Annotated in this window: 26 protein-coding genes; 3 read left to right on the top strand and 23 right to left on the bottom strand. The window is 29.1% G+C overall.

The genetic code is table 11. The features are described 5' to 3' along the window. Window positions 1-294 precede the first annotated feature (294 nt). Window positions 295-684 (top strand): 4Fe-4S binding protein, encoded by a 390-nt coding sequence (locus QX51_RS08425; protein WP_039679471.1) that lies wholly within the window; start codon window positions 295-297, stop codon window positions 682-684. 71 nt (window positions 685-755) lie between these two features. On the opposite strand, the gene QX51_RS08420 is transcribed toward QX51_RS08425, so the two are convergent. Beyond that, entirely contained in the window at window positions 756-1,229 is a 474-nt protein-coding gene (locus QX51_RS08420) for a ferritin-like domain-containing protein (RefSeq protein ID WP_039679470.1), read from the bottom strand. Between the two features lie 228 nt (window positions 1,230-1,457). Between QX51_RS08420 and QX51_RS08415 the strand changes: the two genes are divergently transcribed. After that, window positions 1,458-1,721 carry a hypothetical protein gene (locus QX51_RS08415; RefSeq protein ID WP_039679469.1) on the top strand — a complete coding sequence of 88 codons (264 nt, stop codon included), beginning with the start codon at window positions 1,458-1,460 and terminating at the stop codon, window positions 1,719-1,721. A gap of 141 nt (window positions 1,722-1,862) precedes the next feature. Beyond that, a complete protein-coding gene (locus QX51_RS08410) occupies window positions 1,863-2,564 on the top strand; it encodes a DNA alkylation repair protein (RefSeq protein ID WP_039679468.1) in 702 nt (233 codons plus the stop codon). Between the two features lie 27 nt (window positions 2,565-2,591). On the opposite strand, the gene QX51_RS08405 is transcribed toward QX51_RS08410, so the two are convergent. The 22 genes from QX51_RS08405 to QX51_RS08305 form a co-directional block, all read right to left on the bottom strand. Then, window positions 2,592-3,425 (bottom strand): deoxyribonuclease IV, encoded by an 834-nt coding sequence (locus tag QX51_RS08405; protein ID WP_039679467.1) that lies wholly within the window; start codon window positions 3,423-3,425, stop codon window positions 2,592-2,594. 12 nt (window positions 3,426-3,437) lie between these two features. Continuing rightward, the gene (locus tag QX51_RS08400; protein ID WP_039679466.1) at window positions 3,438-3,902 is read right to left on the bottom strand and encodes a methylated-DNA--[protein]-cysteine S-methyltransferase; all 465 of its coding nucleotides are present in this window, start codon (window positions 3,900-3,902) and stop codon (window positions 3,438-3,440) included. Window positions 3,903-4,311: 409 nt separating this feature from the next. Beyond that, window positions 4,312-6,096 (bottom strand): aspartate--tRNA ligase, encoded by a 1,785-nt coding sequence (gene aspS, locus QX51_RS08395; RefSeq protein WP_039679465.1) that lies wholly within the window; start codon window positions 6,094-6,096, stop codon window positions 4,312-4,314. A gap of 90 nt (window positions 6,097-6,186) precedes the next feature. Next, window positions 6,187-7,449, bottom strand: coding sequence for a histidine--tRNA ligase (gene hisS / locus QX51_RS08390; RefSeq protein WP_039679464.1), 1,263 nt, complete (start codon window positions 7,447-7,449; stop codon window positions 6,187-6,189). Beyond that, window positions 7,439-8,911 (bottom strand): coproporphyrinogen dehydrogenase HemZ, encoded by a 1,473-nt coding sequence (gene hemZ, locus QX51_RS08385; protein WP_039679463.1) that lies wholly within the window; start codon window positions 8,909-8,911, stop codon window positions 7,439-7,441. The genes hisS and hemZ overlap by 11 nt, the downstream gene beginning before the upstream one ends. Before the next feature lie 34 nt (window positions 8,912-8,945). Continuing rightward, complete coding sequence (locus QX51_RS08380; protein ID WP_039679462.1) at window positions 8,946-9,563, bottom strand: MBL fold metallo-hydrolase; 618 nt, start codon at window positions 9,561-9,563, stop codon at window positions 8,946-8,948. Between the two features lie 13 nt (window positions 9,564-9,576). Further along, on the bottom strand, window positions 9,577-10,026 hold the full coding sequence (gene dtd, locus QX51_RS08375; RefSeq protein WP_039679461.1) for a D-aminoacyl-tRNA deacylase: 450 nt from the start codon (window positions 10,024-10,026) through the stop codon (window positions 9,577-9,579). A 9-nt stretch (window positions 10,027-10,035) separates the two neighbouring features. Beyond that, window positions 10,036-12,243, bottom strand: coding sequence for a RelA/SpoT family protein (locus tag QX51_RS08370; protein ID WP_039679460.1), 2,208 nt, complete (start codon window positions 12,241-12,243; stop codon window positions 10,036-10,038). A gap of 75 nt (window positions 12,244-12,318) precedes the next feature. After that, the gene (locus QX51_RS08365; RefSeq protein ID WP_039679459.1) at window positions 12,319-12,831 is read right to left on the bottom strand and encodes an adenine phosphoribosyltransferase; all 513 of its coding nucleotides are present in this window, start codon (window positions 12,829-12,831) and stop codon (window positions 12,319-12,321) included. A gap of 12 nt (window positions 12,832-12,843) precedes the next feature. Next, complete coding sequence (gene recJ / locus QX51_RS08360; protein WP_039679458.1) at window positions 12,844-15,303, bottom strand: single-stranded-DNA-specific exonuclease RecJ; 2,460 nt, start codon at window positions 15,301-15,303, stop codon at window positions 12,844-12,846. Window positions 15,304-15,461: 158 nt separating this feature from the next. Continuing rightward, on the bottom strand, window positions 15,462-15,959 hold the full coding sequence (locus QX51_RS08355) for a gamma carbonic anhydrase family protein (RefSeq protein WP_039679457.1): 498 nt from the start codon (window positions 15,957-15,959) through the stop codon (window positions 15,462-15,464). 2 nt (window positions 15,960-15,961) lie between these two features. Next, window positions 15,962-17,335, bottom strand: coding sequence for a thioether cross-link-forming SCIFF peptide maturase (gene scfB / locus QX51_RS08350; RefSeq protein ID WP_039679456.1), 1,374 nt, complete (start codon window positions 17,333-17,335; stop codon window positions 15,962-15,964). A gap of 142 nt (window positions 17,336-17,477) precedes the next feature. After that, window positions 17,478-17,621, bottom strand: coding sequence for a six-cysteine ranthipeptide SCIFF (gene scfA, locus QX51_RS19950; protein ID WP_074079436.1), 144 nt, complete (start codon window positions 17,619-17,621; stop codon window positions 17,478-17,480). Window positions 17,622-17,685: 64 nt separating this feature from the next. Then, window positions 17,686-18,048 (bottom strand): TIGR04086 family membrane protein, encoded by a 363-nt coding sequence (locus tag QX51_RS08345; protein ID WP_039679455.1) that lies wholly within the window; start codon window positions 18,046-18,048, stop codon window positions 17,686-17,688. 58 nt (window positions 18,049-18,106) lie between these two features. Beyond that, complete coding sequence (gene yajC / locus QX51_RS08340; protein WP_039679454.1) at window positions 18,107-18,382, bottom strand: preprotein translocase subunit YajC; 276 nt, start codon at window positions 18,380-18,382, stop codon at window positions 18,107-18,109. 76 nt (window positions 18,383-18,458) lie between these two features. After that, a complete protein-coding gene (gene tgt, locus QX51_RS08335) occupies window positions 18,459-19,574 on the bottom strand; it encodes a tRNA guanosine(34) transglycosylase Tgt (protein ID WP_039679453.1) in 1,116 nt (371 codons plus the stop codon). Window positions 19,575-19,618: 44 nt separating this feature from the next. Then, window positions 19,619-20,107: a phosphate-starvation-inducible PsiE family protein gene (locus QX51_RS08330; protein ID WP_039679452.1), complete on the bottom strand. Its 489-nt coding sequence runs from the start codon at window positions 20,105-20,107 to the stop codon at window positions 19,619-19,621. Between the two features lie 18 nt (window positions 20,108-20,125). Beyond that, window positions 20,126-21,151, bottom strand: a complete 1,026-nt coding sequence (gene queA, locus QX51_RS08325) for a tRNA preQ1(34) S-adenosylmethionine ribosyltransferase-isomerase QueA (protein WP_039679451.1) — start codon at window positions 21,149-21,151, stop codon at window positions 20,126-20,128. 116 nt (window positions 21,152-21,267) lie between these two features. Continuing rightward, window positions 21,268-22,284, bottom strand: a complete 1,017-nt coding sequence (gene ruvB / locus QX51_RS08320) for a Holliday junction branch migration DNA helicase RuvB (protein WP_139045019.1) — start codon at window positions 22,282-22,284, stop codon at window positions 21,268-21,270. A gap of 20 nt (window positions 22,285-22,304) precedes the next feature. After that, entirely contained in the window at window positions 22,305-22,907 is a 603-nt protein-coding gene (ruvA, locus tag QX51_RS08315) for a Holliday junction branch migration protein RuvA (protein WP_039679450.1), read from the bottom strand. A gap of 12 nt (window positions 22,908-22,919) precedes the next feature. After that, complete coding sequence (ruvC, locus tag QX51_RS08310; protein WP_039679449.1) at window positions 22,920-23,423, bottom strand: crossover junction endodeoxyribonuclease RuvC; 504 nt, start codon at window positions 23,421-23,423, stop codon at window positions 22,920-22,922. Between the two features lie 218 nt (window positions 23,424-23,641). Next, window positions 23,642-24,223, bottom strand: coding sequence for a hypothetical protein (locus QX51_RS08305; protein WP_039679448.1), 582 nt, complete (start codon window positions 24,221-24,223; stop codon window positions 23,642-23,644). Between the last annotated feature and the right edge of the window lie 123 nt (window positions 24,224-24,346).

Below are 24,346 nucleotides of genomic sequence, written 5' to 3'. Positions count from 1 at the left end.
TTAATTCCAATTATAGATTTTCTTTTCTCTTCTTTAATTTCTCCTTTTCTTTTTTTTTCCTTTTTTTTTTTTTTTATATATGTTTTATAATAGAACATTGAATTTCAATTTGTCAAAAATTTATTTTTAATTTTAACATAAAGTACAAAAAATATTATTAATGATTCTTTAGATTTCCAAAAAGTAATCAGTAGATTTATTTACTTCGTTGATTTTACAATAATAATCATATACACTAAAAATAGGATGTTTTATTTTCTAATAAATTATCTACATATTAAGGGGGAAGATAAATTGAAAAAATTAGTTGTTAAAGACAAATCTTTATGTCAAGCTTGTTTAAGTTGTGAGCTAGCTTGTTCTGAAGCCTTTTATAAAAAAGAAGGTTTCTCTTGTATATCTATAGGGGTTAACAAAAAAGATGCTTTAGATGTAAAAGCTTGTAATCAATGTGGCGTTTGTGCTAAAAAATGTCCAGAAGATGCAATATCTAAAAACGCTAAAGGTGTTTATACAATCGATAAGAAAAAATGTACAGGATGCCTAACTTGTGTAGAAGCATGTCCAAAAGGAATTATTGTAAAGTCAGAGGATAAACCAGCTCCATCTAAATGTGTGGCTTGTGGAATATGTGTTAAAGCATGTCCTCAAGAAATACTTGAAGTCGTTGAAATTGCTGATTAATTCAACTTTTATTGTAAATATCAAAGATGTAACTAATATTAGTTACATCTTTTTATTTTAATATTTATTAATTAACCAACAGAAACTAATGTATAAATATAATTATACAAATTTCCATGTCTTAATTCATCACTCAATATATTAAAAACTTGATCTCTATAATACAAACTTGGAAGCCCTCCCATTATTTCGCGGTAAGTTTTAACTGCATTTAACTCTCCCATCATAGCATCTGCTATTCCATCTTTAAAACTTGATGGCGGAACAAACGCTTCTTCTTCAGGTTGTATTTTCATCCCTGTAATTTGAAAATACATATTCTTATACATTTGATTATGACGTAACTCATCATCTCTAATCGACTCTATTATTCCTTTTATTTCATTTACTTCTTTAGAAGATAATTCACCTACTGGTATATTATCAATTAACCATTGATAAAACATAGAATCTTTCTTTTCTGATTCGATTGATTTTCCAATTAAATTTATAGAATTTTGTAGTTGCTTTGGATTAGGATATATCCACTCATAAGTATAATCCATTGTTGTTACCCCCTTAATATAATCTAATATAATATATACTTAAAAGTAGAAATTTGTTACCTAATTTATCTTAATATATTTATTTTATTTACTTTTATCAAAATTTTTCATTATTTCTTTTATTTTTAGTAATTGGCAATTAATTCGATTTATTCTTTTTTATTCTTACCATATTTTTATGATTTTTTTAGCATACTATTAATGAGAAGTATCTTAAGGAGGTATTTTATGAGTCATAGAAATAATGATGTATTTAGAAATAAACCTCAGTTTGAAACTAATCCAACATTAAACAAGAGTCTTACTCCTGATGTTCCTACGTTTAAATCAAACGCAATGGATAATCAAGGTTTTGCACCATTAAACAATTGTTCTAATGGATGTTGTGGTAATCACCAAAAGGCACACAAAGAAGAATCTGATTACAAATGTTGTAATGGAAAACATGCTGATGGTCACAAGCATGAAGGATGTCATTGTAACCATAAATAATTAAACTCTATTTCCCTTCAATACTTTGCTTCAAAAGTTAAATGTAAGAAGTCTATTTTTTATAATGATAAAATTTAGACTTCTTTCTTCATGTTTATTAATTTATTATGTGTGATATACTCATTTATATGAGGTGATTATATGTTTAATAATAAAAAAGAAGAAATTAGAGAAGAGTTAATTAATTTAGCTGATGAAAAGTATAAAAAATTTCATAGTAATTTATGTCCTGGTGTGGAAAATATTTTAGGTGTTAGACTTCCAATCCTAAGAAAGTTATCAAAAGATTTATCAAAAAATAATTATGAAGATTACTTGAATAATGATAATGCTAAATACTATGAAGAGGTCATGGTTGAAGGGTTAATAATTGGCTATATTAAAACTGATAATGAAACTCGATTAAAATACATAAGAAACTTTGTTCCAAAGATAAATAATTGGGCAGTTTGTGATAGTTTTTGCAATAATTTAAAGTTTACTAAGAAAAGTATGAGTGAGGTTTGGGATTTCATACTACCTTATGCTTCATCTAAAAATGAATTTGATGTAAGGTTCGCTGTTGTTATGATGCTTAATTTTTATATTGTTGATGATTATATTGATAGTGTATTAAGTGTTTTAAATAATATTCATCATGATGGATATTATGTTAAAATGGCTGTAGCTTGGGCTATATCATTTGCATATATCCACTTTCCTGATAAAACTTTATTTTTTTTAAAAAATAATAACTTAGATAATTTTACATATAATAAGTCATTACAAAAAATTATAGAGTCTAATCGTGTAAGTACAGAATATAAGGATTTAATGAGAAGTATGAAAAAGAAAAATGCTTGAGACTTAATTTAGTCCCAAGCACTTTATTTATCCATTATATACACTTTTTAATAATTCTATTTCTTTAGCATATCCATCTAATTCATTTGGTGTTTCAAGTAAGAAAGGAATATTTTTAAGTTTTGGGTGATTTATTATTCTAGTTATAGCTTCTAATCCTATATTTCCTTCACCTATTTTAGCATGTCTATCTTTGTGACTTCCACGAACATTTAAACTATCATTTAGATGAATTGCTTTTAATCTATCTAATCCTAATACCTTATCAAACTCTTCTAGAACTCCATCTAAATCATTTACAATATCATATCCAGCATCAAATACGTGGCAAGTATCCATACATATACCTATTCTGTCACCTAATTCAACCTTGTCTATTATAGCTCTTAATTCTTCAAAATTCCTTCCTATTTCAGTACCTTTTCCAGCCATAGTTTCAAGTAATACTGTAGTAGTATGCTCTGGTGTTAAAGTTTGATTTATCATATCTGCAATATATTGAATTCCAACTTCTACTCCTTGTTTTACATGACTTCCTGGATGGAAGTTATATAAATTTCCTGGTACACTTTCCAATCTTCTTAAATCATCTGCAAAAGTTTGTATAGCAAACTCTCTTTTACTTTCGTCAGCTGCACAAGCATTTAATGTATATGGTGCATGAGCTAATAATTTAGCAAATTTATTTTCTTTTGCAAGCTCTAAAAAAGCTTGTATATCTTTCTCATCTAAATCTTTTGCTTTTCCACCTCTTGGGTTACGAGTAAAAAATTGAAAAGTATTAGCATTTATACTCAATGCTTCCTTTCCCATATTTTTAAAACCTTTTGATACTGATAAGTGACATCCTATATTTAACATCGTAATTCTCCTTTATTTTACGTCTATTTTTTCTATATTAAGTAATTTTTCTTTAACATTAACTCCACCCGCGTATCCAACTAATTTTCCATTAGAGCCAATCACTCTATGACATGGAATTATTATTGGTATGGGATTTTTGTTATTTGCCATTCCTATAGCCCTACATGCTTTTTCATTCCCGATAGCTACAGCAATATCTTTATAACTTTTAGTTTCACCATAAGGTATATTTAAAAGTTCATTCCAAACTTTCTTTTGAAATTCTGTTCCCCTAGCATCTAATGGCAAATCAAATTTCATTCTATTTCCTTCAAAGTATTCTTTTAACTGTTTAAAACATTCTTTTATTAAATCTGTCTCTTCTATATTATCATTAGTATCTACCTTTGAAAAAAATATATCTGTTATTGATTTATTATTTTCCCTAATTCCTATAATACCTATTTCTGTTTCATAAAAAAATATATTATTCATTTAATTATAATATAAGACTAATTAATATCTTATATCTCCTCTCTATAAAACTTTGTACTATTTATATTATAGATATTATTTTTACTTTATCATCTTTTTTATATTAAAATTTTACTATTCTTTTTATTAGTACCCAATTAGTAAAAAATAAAACTCACTTAAAAATTCAAAATAACAAAAGAATGCTAGCTTAATTTTAAGCTAACATCCTTAATTTTATAATGAAGATATTTGTTACTGTACCATCCTCTGTAAATGATGTAATCCCTGTTCCATTAACATTTTAGGTTTAGTTTCATAAGTTTTTCACAGATTTGAGATCAATATAATTTCTTTATATGTAAAAAAAGAGGATATCTCTTCTAATTAAAAATTATTATAAGAAATCCTCTTTTCTACTTAATAAAAATTACTCTTCTATATCAACTTTTATAGCTAATTCTTCTAATTGAGCATCATCAGCTACTCCTGGAGCATTTGTCATTGGACATATAGCATTTTGATTTTTAGGGAATGCTATCACTTCTCTAATATTATCAGCTCCTGTAAGCAGCATCATTAATCTATCAAATCCAAATGCTAATCCAGCATGTGGTGGAACTCCATATTTAAACGCTTCTAGTAAGTATCCAAACTTATCATTAGCTTCTTCATCGCTTATTCCTATAGCATCAAACATTTTCTTTTGGATATCCGCATTAGATATTCTAACACTTCCTCCACCTAGTTCATATCCATTTAATACTATATCATAAGCTTTAGCTCTTAAATTAGTTTTATCTTCACCAGTTAATCCTTCTACGTCTTCATCTAATGGAGATGTGAATGGATGATGCATTGCTATCATTCTTCCTGTTTCTTCGTCTTTTTCGAATAATGGGAATTCAGTTACCCATAATAGGTTATATTTATTTTTATCCATTAAGTCAAGTTTTCTACCAACTTCAAGTCTTAATTGGCCTAATGCATCATAAACTACAGCATTTTTATCAGCTATAAATAATAATAAGTCTCCAGCTTCTGCTCCCATTTTTTCTAATATAGCGTTCATTTCTTCTTCTGAGAAGAATTTAGCTATTGGAGATTCTATTCCAGCTTCAGTTAATTTTATCCAAGCAAGACCCTTAGCTTTGTAAAGCTTAGCATGCTCTTCTAACTTCTTCATTCCTTTTTTTGAGAAGGCTTCAGCTCCACCTTTAACGTTTATACCTCTAACACTACCTTTTTCATCAGAAGCAGCATTAGCAAATACTCCGAATCCACATTCTTTAACTATGTCAGATATATTTACAAATTCTAATCCAAATCTAGTATCTGGTTTATCTGAACCAAATCTATCCATAGCTTCTTTATAAGTCATTCTTTGGATAGGTAATTGAACATCCACATCTAATACTTCTTTGAATATTTCTTGAAGCATTTTTTCCATGATTCCCATTACATCTTCTTCATCAACAAATGACATTTCACAGTCTATTTGAGTGAATTCTGGTTGTCTATCAGCTCTTAAATCTTCATCTCTGAAACATTTTACTATTTGGAAGTATCTATCCATACCACTTACCATTAATAATTGTTTAAATAATTGTGGTGATTGTGGTAATGCGTAGAATTTACCTGGATTAACTCTACTTGGTACTAAGTAATCCCTAGCACCTTCTGGAGATGGTTTTATTAAGAAAGGAGTTTCTATTTCTACAAAGTTGTTATCTGTTAAGTAATTTCTTACTATTTTAGCAACTTTACTTCTTAATATTAAATTATTTTGCATAGAAGGCTTTCTTAAATCTAAGAATCTATATTTTAATCTTAAATCTTCAGAAACATTATCATTATCTTTTATATATATTGGTGGAGTTTCTGATTTGCTTAAAATTCTAAGTTCAGTTGCTTCTATTTCTATATCTCCTGTTGCCATGTTAGGATTTTTAGATTGTCTTTCTCTAACTATACCTTTAACAGCAACAACATATTCTGAACCTAATTTTTCAGCTTTATTAAATGCTTCTTCACTTACATTTGTATCAAATATTATTTGGCTTATTCCTCTAACATCTCTTAAATCAACGAATACTAATCCACCTAAGTTTCTTTTCTTTTGTACCCATCCATTTAAAACTACTTCTTCACCCACATTGGCAATTCTTAAATCACCACAGTAATGAGTTCTCTTTAATCCTTTTAAGTTCTCCATATTTCCTCCTTCGTCATTTACGCACTAAAAGGTGAAAGATTGAATGATAATATTCATCTCTTTTCACCTTATATTCTATGTCAATTTTAATTATAATCTATTTTTTAACTCATTTACTAATTCACTAAGTTTTACAGTAGTTTGTTCTGATGTTTCCATGTTTTTAAGAGTTGCTGCATCATTAGCTAACTCGTCATCACCTATAACTATTGTATATTTAGCATTTATTTTATCTGAGTATTTAAATTGAGCTTTTAAGCTTTTTCCTAAGTGATCTATATCAGCGCTTATGTGATTATCTCTTAGTTCTTTTATTAAACCAAAACTCTTAGTTTTAGCTGTATCTCCTATTGTTGCTATGTATATATCTGTAGATTTTGGATTTTCTATTTCTATATTATTATTTTCTAAAGTTAATAATAATCTTTCTGCTCCAAGCCCAAATCCTATACCACTAATTCCTTTTGGCCCACCTAATTGTTCAACTAGACCATCATATCTTCCTCCGCCACAAACTGTACTTTGTGATCCTATATCATTTGATATTATTTCGAAAGCAGTTTTTCTGTAGTAGTCAAGTCCCCTAACTATAGTTTTATCAACTACAAACTTTATATCCATCTCTCTTAAGTATTCTTGTAATTTATCAAAATGATTTTCACAATCATCACATAAGTGATCTATCATGAAAGGTATGTCTGTTATATTTGCTTTACATGTAGGGTTTTTACAATCTATAACTCTCATTGGATTTTTGTCTTTTCGCTCTAAACAAGTTTCACATAATACATCTGATTTAGCATCTAAATATGCTTTTAAAGTTTTGTTATATTCTTCTCTACAAACAGGACATCCTACTGAGTTTATGTTTACTGACAAATCTTTAAGTCCTAATTCATTAAAGAATTGCACTGCTAAAGATATAACTTCTGCATCTATTGATGGTGTATCACTTCCTAGTGCCTCAATACCAAATTGGTGGAATTGTCTTTGCCTTCCTGCTTGTGGTCTTTCGTATCTAAAGCATGGAGTTATGTAAAATAATTTTGTTGGTTGTGTATCAGCATATAATTTATTTTCTATAAATGATCTGATAGTTCCAGCAGTCCCTTCTGGTTTTAAACTTATTTGTCTATCACCTTTATCAGTGAAAGTATACATTTCTTTTTGAACTATATCTGTTGTGTCACCAACACTTCTTGTGAAAACTTCTGTATGCTCAAATATAGGAGTTCTCATTTCTTCATATCCATATAATGCACATATTTCTCTGAATTTCTTCTCAACATAGTGCCATTTATAGACTTCCTTTGGTAATATATCTCTTGTTCCTCTTGGCGCTTTACTTAGCATTTTTCTCTACCTCCTCATACTTTCTTTTTATCATCTCGTCAATTCTTTGAATATATTGTTCTACATTCTTGACATTTTCTACCCTTTCAATCCTATCTTCATCAGGATATACAAATTTAGTTATAGAACCAGCCCCTAATGCATAATTACTTTGTTTTTCCTCCATAATTTGCATATTATAAATACATTCATAACCTTCTTTAGCATAACCTATATTTTCTAGATTACCTAGCATATGTTTTTGTCTGTACATATAATAAGGGTTTAATCCCATATCCTCTGCATATTCCTTAGCTAAATTAATCATTTTTACCATTTCTTCATACTGAGCAAGTTCATAATCTTCTAGATTTTCTTTTAGCTTTGATGTTCTTTTTACTGCTAAGGTATGAACAGTTAGACTTTCTGGAGATAGCTCTTTTATTTTATCTAAAGTATTTCTAACCATACTTAAATCTTCATCTACTAACCCTAGTATTATATCCATATTGATATTATCAAATCCGACTTCTCTAGCCAAATGGAATGTGTCAATTATATCTTGTATACTATGATTTCTACCTATTTTTTGTAAAGTTTCATCATTCATACTTTGTGGATTAATACTTATTCTGTCTACATTATTTTTCTTTAAGACTTCTAACATTTCTCTATTTATAGTATCAGGTCTTCCTGCCTCTACTGTAAACTCTTTGATTTCACTTAAATCAAATCTTTCAAATAGTCCTTTTATTAAAGTATCCATTTCATCAGGAGTTAAAGTAGTTGGAGTACCTCCACCAATATATAAAGTTTCTATTGATTTATTTTGTTCTTCTAATAACTTAGCTACACCTTCGACTTCTTCAAGTAATTTAGCTACATATGTAGGTTTTAATCCTCCAAATTGCTTTAAAGAGTTCGCAGGGAATGAACAATAATAACATCTTGTAGGGCAAAATGGAATACTCACATATAAAGATACTTTATTTTCATCTATTGGGTATATGAATTTTCGCTCTCTTCTTGCAATATCAAGAGCTAAATCAATTTTATCATCACTTATAAAATAATCTCTAGTTAATTTTTCTCTTATTTCTTCATCACTAAAATTATCATCAAGTAGTGAATGTACTATTTTTACAGGTCTTATACCTGTAAGTATTCCCCATGGTGGAGTAATCTTAAACTTCTTTTCTAGAATTTTGAACATACTCCTTTTTATAGTTTCCTTTATAACCTTTTTTTCTTCTCTCTTACTTAACCCCTCTAAGCTTCTATGTTCTACATGTTCATATATTACTCCATAATTTTCACAATAAACAGTTTTGGAAAAAATATTGTTATTATGAGAAAATAAAGTATTCTCTACAACCATCATGCAATCTCTTTCGTCAATGAATCTAAGCTCTGAAGTAAAAAGTTTAACTAGTTCGCTTACTTCATATTTAAAATCATGACCTTTTAATACAATACCTATCATTTTCTAGCTCCTTTTGAAATCCTCGCAAGTGTATTTATCTCATAAAAGGATTTGTCATTTTTTCTATTTTTAAAGTAGAATTTGGACCATGACCTGGATAAACCGTTATATCATCATCTTGATTTTGTAATCTTTTTAATGATTTTTCCATTTTTTTATAGTCACCGCCATAAAAATCTGTTCTTCCTATACTCCCCGCAAATAAAGTATCTCCTGTAAGCATATGTTTATCAATTTTTATACACATACTTCCTGGAGTATGCCCTGGAGTGTGAATAAATTTTAATTTCATATCTCCAACTTTTAATGTATCATTATCTTTAACATATATATCAGCATCTAATTCCACAGTATTTGAAGGAAGTGAAGCACTTAAATTTTTTCTTTTATCTATTAATATTTCTTTCTCTTCTTCATGGGCTACTATTTTAGCATTTGTTGCTTCTTTTAAAGTTAAAACATTTGTTATATGATCTCCATGACCATGAGTTAGTACAATATATTCTACATTTAAATTTTGTCTTTTTACAAAGTTCATTATATCAACAAGATTTACCCCTGGATCAACAACAATGCATTTTTTTGTATTTTCGTCTCCAACTACATAAGTATTTTCACCCATGCGACTTTCAACGATTTTTTCTAATATCATAGCTTCCCCCTCCTTAGAATTCTTTTCTTGATTCTAGTAATATAGTCACAGGTCCATCATTAGTTAAATCAACCATCATATGAGCTCCAAACTGTCCTGTGCCTACATTAATCCCTTGTTTTTTTATTTTTTCAACAAATTCTTCATATAAAGGATTTGCCACTTCTGGCCTTGCTGCATCAGAAAAGCTAGGTCTTCTACCTCTTCTTGCATCCCCATAAAGTGTAAATTGAGAAACGGCTAAAACTTCACCATCAACATCTTTTAATGATAAATTCATTTTTCCGTCTTCATCTTCAAATATTCTTAAATTAGTTACTTTATCTACCATATAATCAACATCTTTTGATGTATCATCATGAGTAACTCCAAGTAAAACCATTAGTCCTTGATTTATTTGTCCAACAACTTCTTCATCTACTGTTACTTTGGAAGATGAAACCTTTTGTACAACTGCTCTCATATTTTCCTCCTAATTTCTTACCCTGAAAACATCATCTACACCAGGTATAGACTTAATTTTTTTCATTAAATTTGTTAGTTCAGAAATATCATTTACTTCAATTAATAAGTTAATTTGAGTCATTTCGTCTTTTGATTTTCTTGCATTAATTCCATTTATATTAAGTTTTTGCATCGCTATTGTATGAATAACATCATTTAGCATACTTTTTCTATCTGTTCCAATAATTTTAATTTCGCCTTCAAATTTAGACTTTTTAGGAGCATCCCAACTTACATCTACAAGTCTTTTCTTGAAAAATTCATCGTTCATTTGGCAGTTTGGACAATCTGATCTATGTATCGCCACACCTCTACCCTTCGTAACATATCCTACTATTTCGTCTCCAGGTAATGGATTACAACATTTAGCAAATCTAACAAGTATATTATCTAGACCTTTTACTATAACCCCAGAACTACTCTTCTTTCTTTTTTCCTTGTATTCCTTGTCAGTTATATTATATTTTGATAAATCTTCATTTTCTTTTTGTCTATTTTCTTTTTCTTTTTTCTTTTCTTCTTTAAGGTAAAAATCTCTAACCTTTGGAACAACTTGGCTAACTACTATTCCGCCATATCCTATAGTTGCAATAAAATCTTCCAAGCTTGGTTGATTAAATTTCTTTGCTATTTGTTCCATAAACTTTTCTATAGAAGAGTCTTTTAAAGGAATACCATATTTTTTAAATTCTTTTTCTAATATTTCATATCCTCTTTCAATATTTTCTTCTCTTCTTTCTTTCTTAAAGAATTGTCTTATTCTATTTCTTGCATTTGGAGTTTTAACAATCTTTAACCAATCACGGCTCGGTCCATTTGAATTTGATGATGTAATGACTTCAACAATTTCCCCATTTTGCAATGTATAATCAATAGGAACTAGTCTACCATTTATTTTAGCTCCTACACATTTATTTCCTACCTTACTATGAACCCTGTATGCAAAATCTATTGGTGTAGATTCCGCTGGTAGCTCAATAACGTCCCCCTTAGGAGTAAATACATAAACTTGACTATTAAATACATCTTCTTTTAATGAATCTAAGAACTCTTGAGGATCTTTTACATCTTTTTCCCACTCCATCATTTGTCTTAGCCATTTTAATTTTTCTTCCATCTTTTCATCATTACTCATTGTACCTTCTTTATATTTCCAGTGAGCTGCTATACCATATTCGGCAATATTATGCATTTCATGAGTCCTAATTTGAATTTCTACAGGCTCACCTTCTGGTCCAATTACTGTAGTATGAAGAGATTGATACATATTAGCTTTAGGCATTGCTATATAGTCTTTAAATCTTCCTGGCATTGGTACCCATAAAGTATGAACCATACCGAGAACTGCATAACAATCCTTTATTGTATCTACGACTATTCTAACAGCAGTTAAATCAAAAATTTCTTCAAAAGTCTTATGCTTATTTTTCATTTTTCTATAAATGCTGTAAAAATGCTTTGGTCTTCCATAAACTTCACAATCTATATTAACTTCGTTAAACTTTTCTTGTAATAAATTTACTATTCTGCTTATATATTCTTCTCTTTGACTTCTTTTCATAGAAACTTTATCTACTAAGTCATAGTATCCATCTGGGTCTATATATCTTAGTGCTAAATCTTCCAATTCCCATTTAATTTTAGAGATTCCTAACCTATGAGCTATTCCACCATAGATTTCTAAAGTTTCTTTTGCTTTATATTTAGCCTTTTCTTCTGGCATATATTTTAGAGTTCTCATATTATGTAGTCTATCAGCTAACTTTATAAGAATTACCCTAATGTCTTTTGCCATGGCTAAAAACATTTTTCTTAAATTCTCAGCTTGCGTTTCTTCTTTTGATTGATATTTAATTTGACCAAGTTTTGTAACCCCATCAACTAAATCAGCAATCTCCTTACTAAACATTTCTTCTATATCATCATAAGTATAGTCCGTATCTTCTATCACATCATGTAAAAGTCCTGCTGATATAGTTTCTATATCAAGTTCCATATCTACAAGAATATTTGCAACAGCTATTGGATGAATTATATAAGGTTCACCTGATTTTCTTAGGATACCTTCATGGGCAGATTTTGCCAAATAGTAAGCTTTTTCTACAAGAGTAGTATCTGTATTAGGAGCATATTCTTTTATTTTATCTAGAATCTCCTGTAATTCCTTATCATGCATATAACCACCTATTCTCTAAAGTATAAATTTTATTATATATGAAAATAGTTGGTAAAAACCAACTATTATTATTGTCTAGTATTTTATAAGAGAATTAACATTATATTTTGCTAATTTTGCTCTTCCGTCTAAGTCTTCTAATTCTATTAAAAATTGCATTGAAACCACTTCTCCGCCTAGCTTTTCTATAAGTTTAGCTGCTGCTTCCATAGTTCCACCTGTAGCTAATAAATCATCTACTATTGCAACCTTTTGCCCTGGCTTAATAGCATCTTTGTGTATTTCTAGTCTATTAGAACCATACTCTAAATCATATTCATAACCTTCAACTTCCCATGGTAATTTCCCAGGTTTTCTAACTGGTATAAAACCAATTCCCATACCATAAGCAACCGGTGTTCCCATTAAGAATCCTCTTGCTTCTGGTCCTACAATTAAATCAACTTCCTTATCCTTTAAATCTGCTATTATTTCATCAATTGCAAATTTAAGTGCTTTACCATCTTGTAATAATGTTGTTATGTCTTTAAAGCTTATTCCTTCCTTTGGAAAATCTTCAATTACTCTTACTATTTGTTTTAAATCCATTTAAAACTCCTCCTAATGGCTTTTTACATACTCTTGTTTTAATTCTTTTAGATTATTAAGTATTACACTTTCATCCAAATTAAGCTTTTTATCAGGTTTTTCTAATAAATATATGGCTATAGTATTTTCTTCATAGTTAATTTCAAAATTCAATAAATTTAATTCTTTAAAAACTTTAAGTATTATAAATATTTTTAAAGGTAGAAGTTTAAATACTTTTTTTAATTCAGTTAGCTTTAATTGTAATTCTTTACTTACAAGCATTTGCTTATAAATATTGATAAATTCTTCTCTATTTGGAACTATATTATCCATAATGTTTTTTAAATATATTTTATCTTCACTACTATAATACTTAATAACAGATTTATTATTTAAAATGTTCTTATTTAGATTAGAATATTCTCCTTTATTATACAAAAAATCATAAAGAATAATACTATTATATCTTTTTAAGTCTATTTTATCAATATTAGGTGAAAATATAAGTTGTACTTTCTTATTTTTTTCATAAATATAATTATAATTTATACCATAGTCCAAATCTGTTAGTGAAACATCTGATAAAGCTCGGTAAAATCCATTTAATGTATTTGTTATAATCAATGTATCTTCTTTTATATAATCAAAAATATTTATATCTTTATCACCATCTATATTAATTGATAGATTCTCTTCACTTACATGAATATTATATAAACTATCACTATCCCTTGGACTTATCTTTTCAAGTAACTTAATTGATAAATTATTTGATATTACTGACTTAGGATGAGATAACCTTATATCTTTTAATAAAAATTGGACTTTGCGTTCATTGTTAAAATTATTTTCATCTATTTGAAATAAAACATCTATCTTATCGCCTTCTTGAAAATCATCAGCTAAATAAGCCATATTAAATCCTACACATTCATAAGATTTTTTATTTTCACAAATTAGTTTTAGGTGTTGTTTATTTTTTCCCATTTTATAAATATTAGTCAGTAATAAATCTCTCATAATAAATCTTGGTGATGGGTTGCTTAATCCAAAAGGTTCTAACTTATGTAAATCGTCTACTAATTCTAGTGTCGCACTGTCTTCTTCAAGTTCATATTCAACTTTTATATTTTCAATTAAATCTTCTTTACTTAAATTATAATCTGCTATTTCGTTTACTCTTCTTCTTAATTCTTCTATATTTTCTGCATTTAAAGCTAATCCTGCTGCCTGCTCATGTCCACCAAATTTATTCATTAAGTCTTTGCAACTTACTAATGCATCAAATATACTAAATCCTTTAATAGATCTTGCTGAACCAGTTGCTTCACCATCTTCTATAGTAAGTAATATTGTAGGTTTATAATATTTTTCTGTTAGCTTAGATGCAACTATTCCTATTATTCCATGTTGCCATCCTTCTTTCGCTACTACAAGTACCTTGTCATCTTTATACTTTTCATCACTTGCTAAAACATCTTCAGCCTCTTTATACATCTTACTTTCTATCATTTGTCTTTCAATATTTTTTGATTCCAATATATTTGCTATTTCTTTTGCTTCATCTTCCAAATCAGTAGTAAATAGTTGTACTCCTAAATATGAGTATCCTAGTCTACCAGAGGCATTAATTCTAGGGCCTACTGAATAACCTATGTGAGATGACCCTATTTTGCTAGTTTCAATACCACATACTTTAATCAGTTCTCTTAAACCTAAATTTTTGCCCTCTTTCATTAGTTTTAAACCATTTTTTACAATTATTCTATTTTCATCTATAAGTGGTACTATATCACATATTGTTGCTAGAGTTACTATTTCTAAATAATCAAACATAGATGTCTTAAACTCTTCTTCATCGGTTAAAGCTTGAATCATTTTAAATGCTACCCCGCATCCACAAAGCATGTCAAATGGATAATTACACTCTTCTTGTTTTGGATTTACTATTGCATAAGCATCAGGTATATCACTTTGGCACTCATGGTGATCTGTTATTATAACATCAATTCCAAGCTCATTAGCTAATTCTACCTCTTTAACTGATGTTATACCACAATCTACTGTTATAATAAGGTCACAGCCATCATCGTTTATTTTCTTTATTGCCTCTTCATTTATACCATATCCTTCTTCCAATCTATTTGGAATATAATATTTCACTGGAAAACCTATAGATTTAAAGTATATATATAGAATAGATGTAGAGGACACTCCGTCTACATCATAGTCACCATAAATATAAATTCGTTCTTTATTTTCAATAGCTTTCTTTATTCTATCTGTAGCCCTCTTCATATCCTTCATTAAAAAAGGATCTCTTAAATATTCTAAAGATGGATTCATAAAAATTTCTGCATTTTTTTCGTCATTTATACCTCTATTATTTAATATTTGGCTAATTTCCGAGGAAATATTTATTTTCTTACTCAAATCTGTCGTTTTAACTTTTCCTTTATGTTTTAATGTCCATTTTTTATTATATATCAAAAGCTCTCACCTCATATTTTCTTTGTACTTATACTTAAATATTATAATATTATTAACTTATATGCCATAATCTAATACTAAAAATTTTATCGCAATAAAAAGGAGCAATTCATATATTGCTCCTTTTTACTTTATATAATTATTATTTAAATTATAAATTACTTATGCTTTTTACCCATTTCTACATAATGTAAAGCTGATTTTTTTAGGCTTTCTTTTTCTTCATCAGTTAATTCCCTTATAACCTTTGCAGGTGATCCTAATAATAAAACTCCTGGTGGGAATTTTTTACCCGTTACCAAGCTACCTGCTCCAACCATAGTAAATTCTCCAATTTCTGCATTGTCAAGGATAGTTGAACCCATTCCAATTAAGCTGTAGTCACCTATTTTACATCCATGAATAATAGCCGCATGTCCTATAGTTACATGTTTGCCGATAACCGTTGCTTCTTCTTCTCCACAATGAACTATAGTTCCATCTTGTACATTTGAATTTTCTCCAACTATAATTGGACTATCATCACCTCTTAAAACTGCCTTATACCAAATACTTGCATTTTTTTCGACTATAACATTGCCTATTATGTCAGCAGTTTCTGCTACAAAAACAGAATCATCAATAGTAGGTTTTATCCCTTCAAACCCTTTTATCATTTCTATTCTCCTTCCAACATTAATTTTGCTTGAATCATTATAGAACATTCAGTTCTTTTCTTTTGCATTTCACAACCTAATTCATATGGTTTTCTAATATCATTATTAAAGTTTATTGCGTTAGCATGACATCCACCTGAACAGTAGAATTTATTCCAACATTTTTTACAATCTTCTTTAGAGTAAACATGAGCATCTCTAAACATATTACTTATTTCCTGAGGTATAACTATCTCCTCATCCATTATATTAGCTAATTTAAAATCATCATTTCCTACAAACTGATGACATGGGTATATGTCTCCATTTGGTGTTACTGCTAAGTATTCATTTCCAGCACCACAGCCAGTTATTCTTTTTATCACACATGGTCCTTGATTTAAGTCTATTACAAAATGGAAGAAAGTAAAATCATCACCATCTAACTTTCTTTTTGCATACTCTTTTGCTAATTTTTCGTATTCATTAAAGACTTTTTCCATGTCTTCTTCTCTTAATGCATATGGATTACTTTCATCTCCAACAACTGGCTCTACTGATGTTAATTCAAATCCTTCATCAGCAAAATGAAGTACATCTTCAGAGAAATCTAAGTTATCTCTAGTAAATGTCCCTCTAATATAATAGTATTTATCTTTATCTCTTTTTTCTACTAACTTTTTAAATTTAGGCATGATAACATCATAACTTCCCTTATCATTAACTGTCGGTCTCATGTTATCATTTATTTCTTTTCTTCCATCTAAACTTAATACTGCATTATGCATATTTTCATTTATATAATCAATCTTCTCATCATCTAATAATATTCCATTAGTAGTTATAGTAAATCTTATGTTTTTATTATTTTCTTTTTCAACTTTTCTACCATAAGCAACTAATTGTTTTACTACATCAAAGTTCATTAGTGGCTCTCCACCAAAGAAGTCTATTTCTAAATTTCTTCTATTCCCTGAATTAGCGATAAGATAATCTATGGCTCTTTTACCTGTTTCAAAGCTCATCATTTCTTTTTCTCCACCAAAATCACCTTGTGAAGCAAAGCAGTATTTACATTTTAAGTTGCAGTCATGTGAAACATGTAAACATAATGCTTTTACTACTTTTTTTCTATTTACAAAGCTTGGGTGAGTTTCATATGTATCTTCTGTAAATAAAAGACCTTCTTCTTTTAAAGATTTTACCTCTTCATACGCTTCTTCTATTTGTTCTTTAGTATAATCCTTATTTAAGGACTCTACTATTTCTTCCATAGATTTTTCTTCAAATAAATCTACAAGATTGTACGCAACATCATCTAATACATGAACACTTCCTCCGTTCACATCTAAAACAATATTGTATCCATCCATGGAAAATTTATGTATCATACTCATAATATGTCCTCCTAATTTTTAATACTCTTATTATATACCTATCATAAAATATATGTAAATTTTTTATAAAAATAATTTATATACAAACAAAGTGAGGGTATTACCTGTAATACCCCCACAATCTAGAATAATATTATTTAAATTATCTTTCACACTCTTGGTTTGCAACTGTACAAGAAGTTTTACAAGCAGATTGACAAGATGTTTGACATTCTCCACATCCACCTTTAACTGCACTTTCTTTTAACGTAGCATTTGATAAAGTTTTTATATGCTTTTTAGCCATTTTACTACCTCCTGTTTCTGATTAACTGCTAATAATTATACCATAATTTATCATATTTTGGAACTTATTTGAAGTTTACACCTAATACTCCGCCTATTCCTCCAGCTATGGAGACAAGTATTGCTTTATATAGTATTGTAATATCAAATATGTAATTTTCTTTAGCTAAGTAAAACATAATTATAAGTAATATTATGTAAGATATACCTACTATAAAACCATATATAAGTCCCTTTTCCTGTATATGTTTACAAGCATAAAACCCACCAAAAGCTGCTGAAATTGTGGTTATAAATGAGGTAACTATTGAAACTGAATCTGCAGATACACTAGTATAAGTCAATAATAAGTTATAAACTAATAAAACTATTAATGTGATTATGTAAGCATAGCCTAGCCCTTTTAATATATGTATTGTTTTGGTCATAAAAAAACCTCCCCTCGAAATATATATATTCCTTAGGGAGATTTAAAATTACTAATTATTAATTTTCTTTTTTCTCAACAGAAGCTATAGCCCATTTTTTAAATGGCATTTTAGTTCTATTTGGTCCTACTTCTAGAACAACAAACTCATCTTCAACTTTAGCTATAGTTGCTAACATTCCACCTATTGTAGTAACCATTTGTCCTACTTCTAGACTTGATCTTAATTGATCTAATTGTTTTTCTTTTTTTCTTTGAGGTCTTATGAATAAGAAATAGAAAATTGCAAATAACGCAACCATATAAACAATAGATATTATCATGTTTTTATCCATAGTTTTCACTCCTTCATATGTTTATTACTTCTTTAAATAAAAGTATAATAAACATTATAGCTCAATTTCATTATAATTAATACCCATATTTGGCGAAAAATTCATCTTTGAAGTCTAATAATCTATCTTCCATTATTGCTTGTCTTACATCTTCCATTAATTTAAGTAAAAATCTTAAGTTATGTGTAGATATAAGTCTAGCTGCAAGTATCTCATTTGCTTTAACTAAATGTCTTATATAAGCTTTTGTATAGTTTTTACAGCAATAGCAATCACACTCTGGATCAAGTGGAGTAAAGTCTCTTGCATATTTAGCATTTCTCACTACAACTTTACCTTGACTAGTCATCGCAGTACCATTTCTCGCTATACGAGTAGGAAGTACACAGTCAAACATGTCTATTCCTCTTATTACACCTTCTAATAAATCATCTGGTGAACCAACACCCATTAGGTATCTTGGTTTATCTTCTGGCATTAGAGGTACTGTATAGTCAAGAACTTCATACATTAAAGGTTTAGGTTCTCCAACACTAAGTCCACCAACTGCATATCCTGGTAAATCTAACTCTAAAATTTCTCTAGCTGATTGCTCTCTTAAATCTTTGTACATACCACCTTGGATTATTCCAAATAATGCTTGGTTTTCTGTATTTTTATGAGCTTCTTTACATCTCTTTAACCATCTAGTAGTTCTTTCTAATGAATTTTTAACATATTCTCTATCCGCTGGATATGGAGCACATTCATCAAATGCCATCATTATATCTGAACCTAAGGCATTTTGTATTTCCATAGCTTTTTCTGGAGATATGAAATGTTTAGATCCATCTATATGTGATCTGAAGTGAACTCCTTCTTCAGTTATTTTTCTAAGTGGTCCTAGAGAAAATACTTGGAACCCACCACTATCTGTTAATATTGGTCTATCCCAGTTCATAAATTTATGAAGCCCACCTGCTTCTTTCACTAAGTCGTGACCAGGTCTCATATATAAGTGATATGTATTACTTAATATTATTTGAGATCCTATTTCTTTTAATTCTTCTGGTGTCATTGCCTTTACTGTTGCTTGAGTTCCAACAGGCATAAATATTGGTGTTTCTATAACTCCATGCGGAGTGTGTAATCTACCAAGTCTTGCACCACTTTGTTTACAAGTTTTTATAAGTTCATATCTTATTGCACTCATGTTTATTCTCCTTAATACTGTCATTATATTCTTAAAATAGAAACTTAACTATTAATCAGTTCTGTATCTTGTTTTTCTACTGAAGTTAATACATCTTTATTTGATGTTCTAGAATTATATACTCTACTCAAACTTATAGATTTTTCATCTGATGACATTAAATACTTTCTTATAGCAAATAATGCAGCAATTGCTATCACTCCTAAAAGTAAGTCTATCATTCCTGATGCTTTTGGAAGTAATATAAGCTTTCTTGCTATGGCATATAATAATACTTCTACTAGAACCCCCGGTATATGTAAGGACAGCATAACTACTAATTCAACACCTATTACTAACAACAAAGCCTCTGCTAAAAAACCATTTAACTGGCTATATTTCACTGGATGGCTGAAATCAACAATATATGCTTGATAAACGCTCCTTACTAAATCCATCATCCCCAATAATACAAGGATTAATATTACTATAGATAATGCTGTTTCAAAATTCTTTGATAGTTTCAATAATCGCTTGTCATGTTTTTCAATCATAATATATCCCCTTTATTATTATTTTATAAACATTGCATCCCCAAAACTAAAGAATCTATAATGATTTTCTACTGCACATTTATATGCATTTAATACATTTTCTTTTCCAGCAAGAGCACTTACTAACATTATTAGTGTTGACTCTGGCAAATGGAAGTTTGTAATTAGGTTATCTACAACTTTAAACTTATATCCTGGATAAATAAATATTTTTGTCCATCCTGATGCTGCTTTCATTCTTCCATTTTCATCAGCTACAGATTCTATAGTTCTAGTACTTGTTGTACCCACTGTTATTACTCTATTACCATTTTCTTTTGCCTTATTAATTTTATCTGCTGCTTCCTGTGTAACCATATAATACTCAGAATGCATATCATGTTCTAAAACATCATCTACTTTTACAGGTCTGAAAGTACCAAGTCCAACATGTAGAGTTACAAAAGCTAAGTCTACACCCTTGTCCTTAATCTTTTGTAGTAATTCATCCGTAAAATGTAAACCTGCTGTCGGTGCTGCTGCTGATCCATTATGCTTAGAATAAACTGTTTGATATCTTTCTCGTTCTTCTAATCTTTCTGTTATATATGGTGGTAGTGGCATATTTCCTAGCTCATCTAAAACTTCTTCAAAAATACCTTCATACTCAAATTTTACAATTCTAGCTCCATCATCGCCCATTCCAACAACTTCAGCTATAAGTTTTCCCTCACCAAATGAAAATCTTGTACCTATTTTAGCTCTTTTACCTGGTTTAACTAAAGTTTCCCAAGTATCATCTTCATTTCTTTTTAAAAGTAAAAACTCTATTTTTCCACCAGTTCCTTCTTTAGAACCAATTAGTCTTGCAGGAATAACTCTTGTATCGTTCAATACAAGACAATCTCCTGGATTTAAATAATCTATTATGTCTTTAAAAATTTTATGACTTACTTCACCTGTTTCTTTGTCTAGTACCATTAACTTAGAACTTGATCTGTCCAAAATAGGTACTTGAGCAATTAATTCTTCTGGTAAATCAAAATAAAAATCGCTTGTTTTCAATGTTAAACGTCCTTTCAAAAATATATTACCTTAAACATACAATTACCATGATAACAAAAAATCCAATTTTTTTCTACTATAAGAATTCGTACATTTATATGTGTAATACTATTATTCTACTTTTCTGGATAATTTATATTTAAATGTTTATAAGCATTTGGCATAGCTATTCTTCCTCTTGGACTTCTATTGATAAAACCAAGTTGAAGTAGATATGGCTCGTAAACATCTTCTATTGTATTTCTATCTTCTCCTATAGAAGATGCCAAGGTATCCAATCCTACAGGTCCACCTTTAAATTTATTTATTATTGTTAATAATAATTTTTCATCCACATAGTCTAATCCTAAACTATCTACACCTATCATTTCTAAAGCTTGGTCTGCAACCTCTGATGTTATATTCCCGTCCGCCCTAACCTGTGCATAATCTCTAACTCTTTTTAGCAGTCTATTGGCTATCCTTGGTGTTCCTCTAGAACGTCTGGCAATTTCCATTGCTCCTCTATGTTCAATTTCTGCACCTAATATATTAGCCGATCTTATTACTATATTTGTTAATTCATCAACTGTATAGTAGTCAAGTTTGCATATAACTCCAAATCTATCTCTAAGTGGGTTTGTAAGCATACCTGCTCTTGTTGTCGCTCCAATAAGGGTAAACTTAGGTAAATCAAGTCTTATACTTCTGGCAGATGGACCCTTACCTATGATTATATCTATACAATAATCTTCCATGGCAGGGTATAGAACTTCTTCTACACTTCTATTTATTCTGTGTATTTCATCTATAAATAGTACATCATTTTCATTTAAATTTGTTAATATTGCTGCCAAATCGCCTGCTCTTTCTATAGCTGGACCTGATGTTATTCTTAGGTTAACACCCATTTCACTGGCTATAATACTTGCCAGAGTAGTTTTACCAAGACCAGGAGGCCCATATAGGAGAACATGATCTAGTGGTTCATTTCTACTCTTTGCAGCTTCAATAAATATAGATAATTGTTCTTTAGCTTTTTCTTGTCCTAAATAATCTGCTAAAAATTTAGGTCTTAAATTATTTTCTATATCCACATCATCATTTTGCATGCTTGATGTAATTATTCTATCTTCATCTTCAAATCCGTACAATTAACTTCCCCCTTCCTTTATTATCTTAAAGATTTGCTCATTAAATAACTTAATGATTTTTTAATAATATCCTCTGTATTTAATCCATCTTTTTTACATTTTTGTACAGCGTCTTTTGATTCTTGTAAAGAATATCCTAATGCTACTAATGCATCAACTGCTTCGTCTTGTGAAACTACGATTGGCTGACTAGTTAATAATGTTGCCTCAAATTCCACATTATTTTTGTCTATTTTATCCTTAAGCTCTAACACTATTCTTTCTGCTGTCTTTTTACCTACTCCTGGAGCTTTTGATAATTTTGCTATATCTTCGCTTAGTATATATGCTCCAATTTGTTTTGGTGAAGCAAAAGATAAAATTCCAAGCCCTACTTTTGGTCCTATTTTTGAGATAGATGTAAGTAGTTCAAACATTCTTAATTCTTCTTTATCATAAAATCCACAAAGGCTCATATCATCTTCTTTTACTATGAGTTTTGTATAAATTTTACACTCATGTCCTAATTGTACTTTCATTATAGTATTAGCCGAAGCATTTATTTTATATCCTATTCCATTGTTATCAATAACAACATGATCTAAACTAATTTCTTCTATAATTCCCTTTATGTAGCTATACATAATTTTCTCCTTTTATTTCATACCTATATTTTTTAATGTCTTTTCTAATTTATTCGCATGTGCATGACATATTGCCACAGCTAATGCATCGGCAACATCATCAGGTTTTGGTATTTCTTTTAAGTTCAGCATTGAAGTAACCATTTGCTGTACTTGATATTTATCCGCCCTTCCGTATCCAACTACACCTTGTTTAACTTGTAATGGTGTATATTCATAAATTGGCTTATCATTATGTGAGCATCCCAGTAAAATTACTCCTCTAGCTTGAGCTACTGTAATTGCTGTTTTTACATTTTTATTGAAAAATAACTCCTCTACTCCAACTTCATCTATATTATAATTTTTTATTAAAAGGTCTATGCCTTTATAAATTCTCTCTAATCTTTTTGTTGTGTTCATAGTTGATGGAGTAGTTATTGCACCATAATCAATAACTCTAAATTTATTATTTTTATATTCAATTATTCCATAACCTACTATAGCTATTCCTGGATCTATTCCTAATATTATCATAAAACTCAAAACCTCCTATGAAGCTTTATACAAAACTTATGTTCTTTAATATTATACCATATGATTGCAAAGTTAGAGTAATATGAAGCATTATAAAAATTTCCATATAAGTTTTCATTGCCTAAAAACTAGACTAAATCATTTTTAAAAAAATTAAATACCCTCATATAAAATTTTATATAAGGGTATTTAATATTTTTATGTAAAGGTATTAAGGATTAGCTTTCAAAGTTTTCTAATCTTGTATAAGCGTCATCTTCACTATTTACTAATATTCCTGATGATAATTCCTCTTGTACTGATTTTGGAAGAGAGTCTACAGATATATCAGTTTTCTCTAATTCTGTTTTTACTCCGTCCTTATCATATTTATATACATATACAAATCCATCTTTTTCTTCTATTGAATATTTATTTGCTTTTGAAGGTTCTTTTGCTTGTGCATTACATAAAATAATTTCATATTGATTCATACTTGCTATTTCTTTATTTGGATATTTCTCTTTAAAATAAGACACTATTTCATCTTTGCTTTTATCTAATAAATCCTTTGGTATGGTCCCAAGCATCTTTGGACTTTCATAAGTACCGCTGCCTGTTATTTGTCCCTGTACCCAAATTTCACAATCCTTATTAAGATTAAATACTTCTTTTGATTCTGTTTTTGCTTGAAGAGATTGTCTAGCTTGTTGGGTCTCTCTAACTTGTATACCAATACCTACTCCACAAGCTAAAACAATTACTCCTAGTAATACTAAAGTTGGTACTTTCCATGAAAATTCTTTTTTCTTTTCGAACATAAAATAACCTCCTTACTTACGTTATTTTTTATATGATGTATTTCCTTCATATTTTAGGAAAAAATAGTAACTTTTATTAAGATATTTTTGTCTCATTTGCCTAGTTTTATACATATTATAGAG

Origin of the sequence: Terrisporobacter othiniensis, from assembly GCF_000808015.1 — a bacterium.
GTDB classification, from domain to species: domain Bacteria; phylum Bacillota; class Clostridia; order Peptostreptococcales; family Peptostreptococcaceae; genus Terrisporobacter; species Terrisporobacter muris.
This window is presented reverse-complemented; position numbering and strand designations above follow the sequence as displayed.

Coding starts and splice junctions, on each gene's coding strand:
- QX51_RS08380 (WP_039679462.1), bottom strand. CDS start 9,563: ATGATATTAGAAAAAATCGTTGAAAGTCGCATGGGTGAAAATACTTAT.
- QX51_RS08330 (WP_039679452.1), bottom strand. CDS start 20,107: ATGATTGAAAAACATGACAAGCGATTATTGAAACTATCAAAGAATTTT.
- QX51_RS08415 (WP_039679469.1), top strand. CDS start 1,458: ATGAGTCATAGAAATAATGATGTATTTAGAAATAAACCTCAGTTTGAA.
- QX51_RS08345 (WP_039679455.1), bottom strand. CDS start 18,048: ATGACCAAAACAATACATATATTAAAAGGGCTAGGCTATGCTTACATA.
- QX51_RS08370 (WP_039679460.1), bottom strand. CDS start 12,243: ATGCATGATAAGGAATTACAGGAGATTCTAGATAAAATAAAAGAATAT.
- QX51_RS08405 (WP_039679467.1), bottom strand. CDS start 3,425: ATGTTAAATATAGGATGTCACTTATCAGTATCAAAAGGTTTTAAAAAT.
- yajC (WP_039679454.1), bottom strand. CDS start 18,382: ATGGATAAAAACATGATAATATCTATTGTTTATATGGTTGCGTTATTT.
- dtd (WP_039679461.1), bottom strand. CDS start 10,026: ATGAGAGCAGTTGTACAAAAGGTTTCATCTTCCAAAGTAACAGTAGAT.
- QX51_RS08365 (WP_039679459.1), bottom strand. CDS start 12,831: ATGGATTTAAAACAAATAGTAAGAGTAATTGAAGATTTTCCAAAGGAA.
- QX51_RS08305 (WP_039679448.1), bottom strand. CDS start 24,223: ATGTTCGAAAAGAAAAAAGAATTTTCATGGAAAGTACCAACTTTAGTA.
- tgt (WP_039679453.1), bottom strand. CDS start 19,574: ATGAGTGCAATAAGATATGAACTTATAAAAACTTGTAAACAAAGTGGT.
- scfA (WP_074079436.1), bottom strand. CDS start 17,621: ATGGCTAAAAAGCATATAAAAACTTTATCAAATGCTACGTTAAAAGAA.
- QX51_RS08355 (WP_039679457.1), bottom strand. CDS start 15,959: ATGATAAAAGGGTTTGAAGGGATAAAACCTACTATTGATGATTCTGTT.
- aspS (WP_039679465.1), bottom strand. CDS start 6,096: ATGGAGAACTTAAAAGGATTAAAGAGAACTCATTACTGTGGTGATTTA.
- hisS (WP_039679464.1), bottom strand. CDS start 7,449: ATGCTAAGTAAAGCGCCAAGAGGAACAAGAGATATATTACCAAAGGAA.
- QX51_RS08410 (WP_039679468.1), top strand. CDS start 1,863: ATGTTTAATAATAAAAAAGAAGAAATTAGAGAAGAGTTAATTAATTTA.
- ruvA (WP_039679450.1), bottom strand. CDS start 22,907: ATGTATAGCTACATAAAGGGAATTATAGAAGAAATTAGTTTAGATCAT.
- QX51_RS08400 (WP_039679466.1), bottom strand. CDS start 3,902: ATGAATAATATATTTTTTTATGAAACAGAAATAGGTATTATAGGAATT.
- ruvC (WP_039679449.1), bottom strand. CDS start 23,423: ATGATAATATTAGGAATAGATCCAGGAATAGCTATAGTAGGTTATGGA.
- scfB (WP_039679456.1), bottom strand. CDS start 17,335: ATGAGTATGATACATAAATTTTCCATGGATGGATACAATATTGTTTTA.
- QX51_RS08420 (WP_039679470.1), bottom strand. CDS start 1,229: ATGGATTATACTTATGAGTGGATATATCCTAATCCAAAGCAACTACAA.
- hemZ (WP_039679463.1), bottom strand. CDS start 8,911: ATGATAGGTATTGTATTAAAAGGTCATGATTTTAAATATGAAGTAAGC.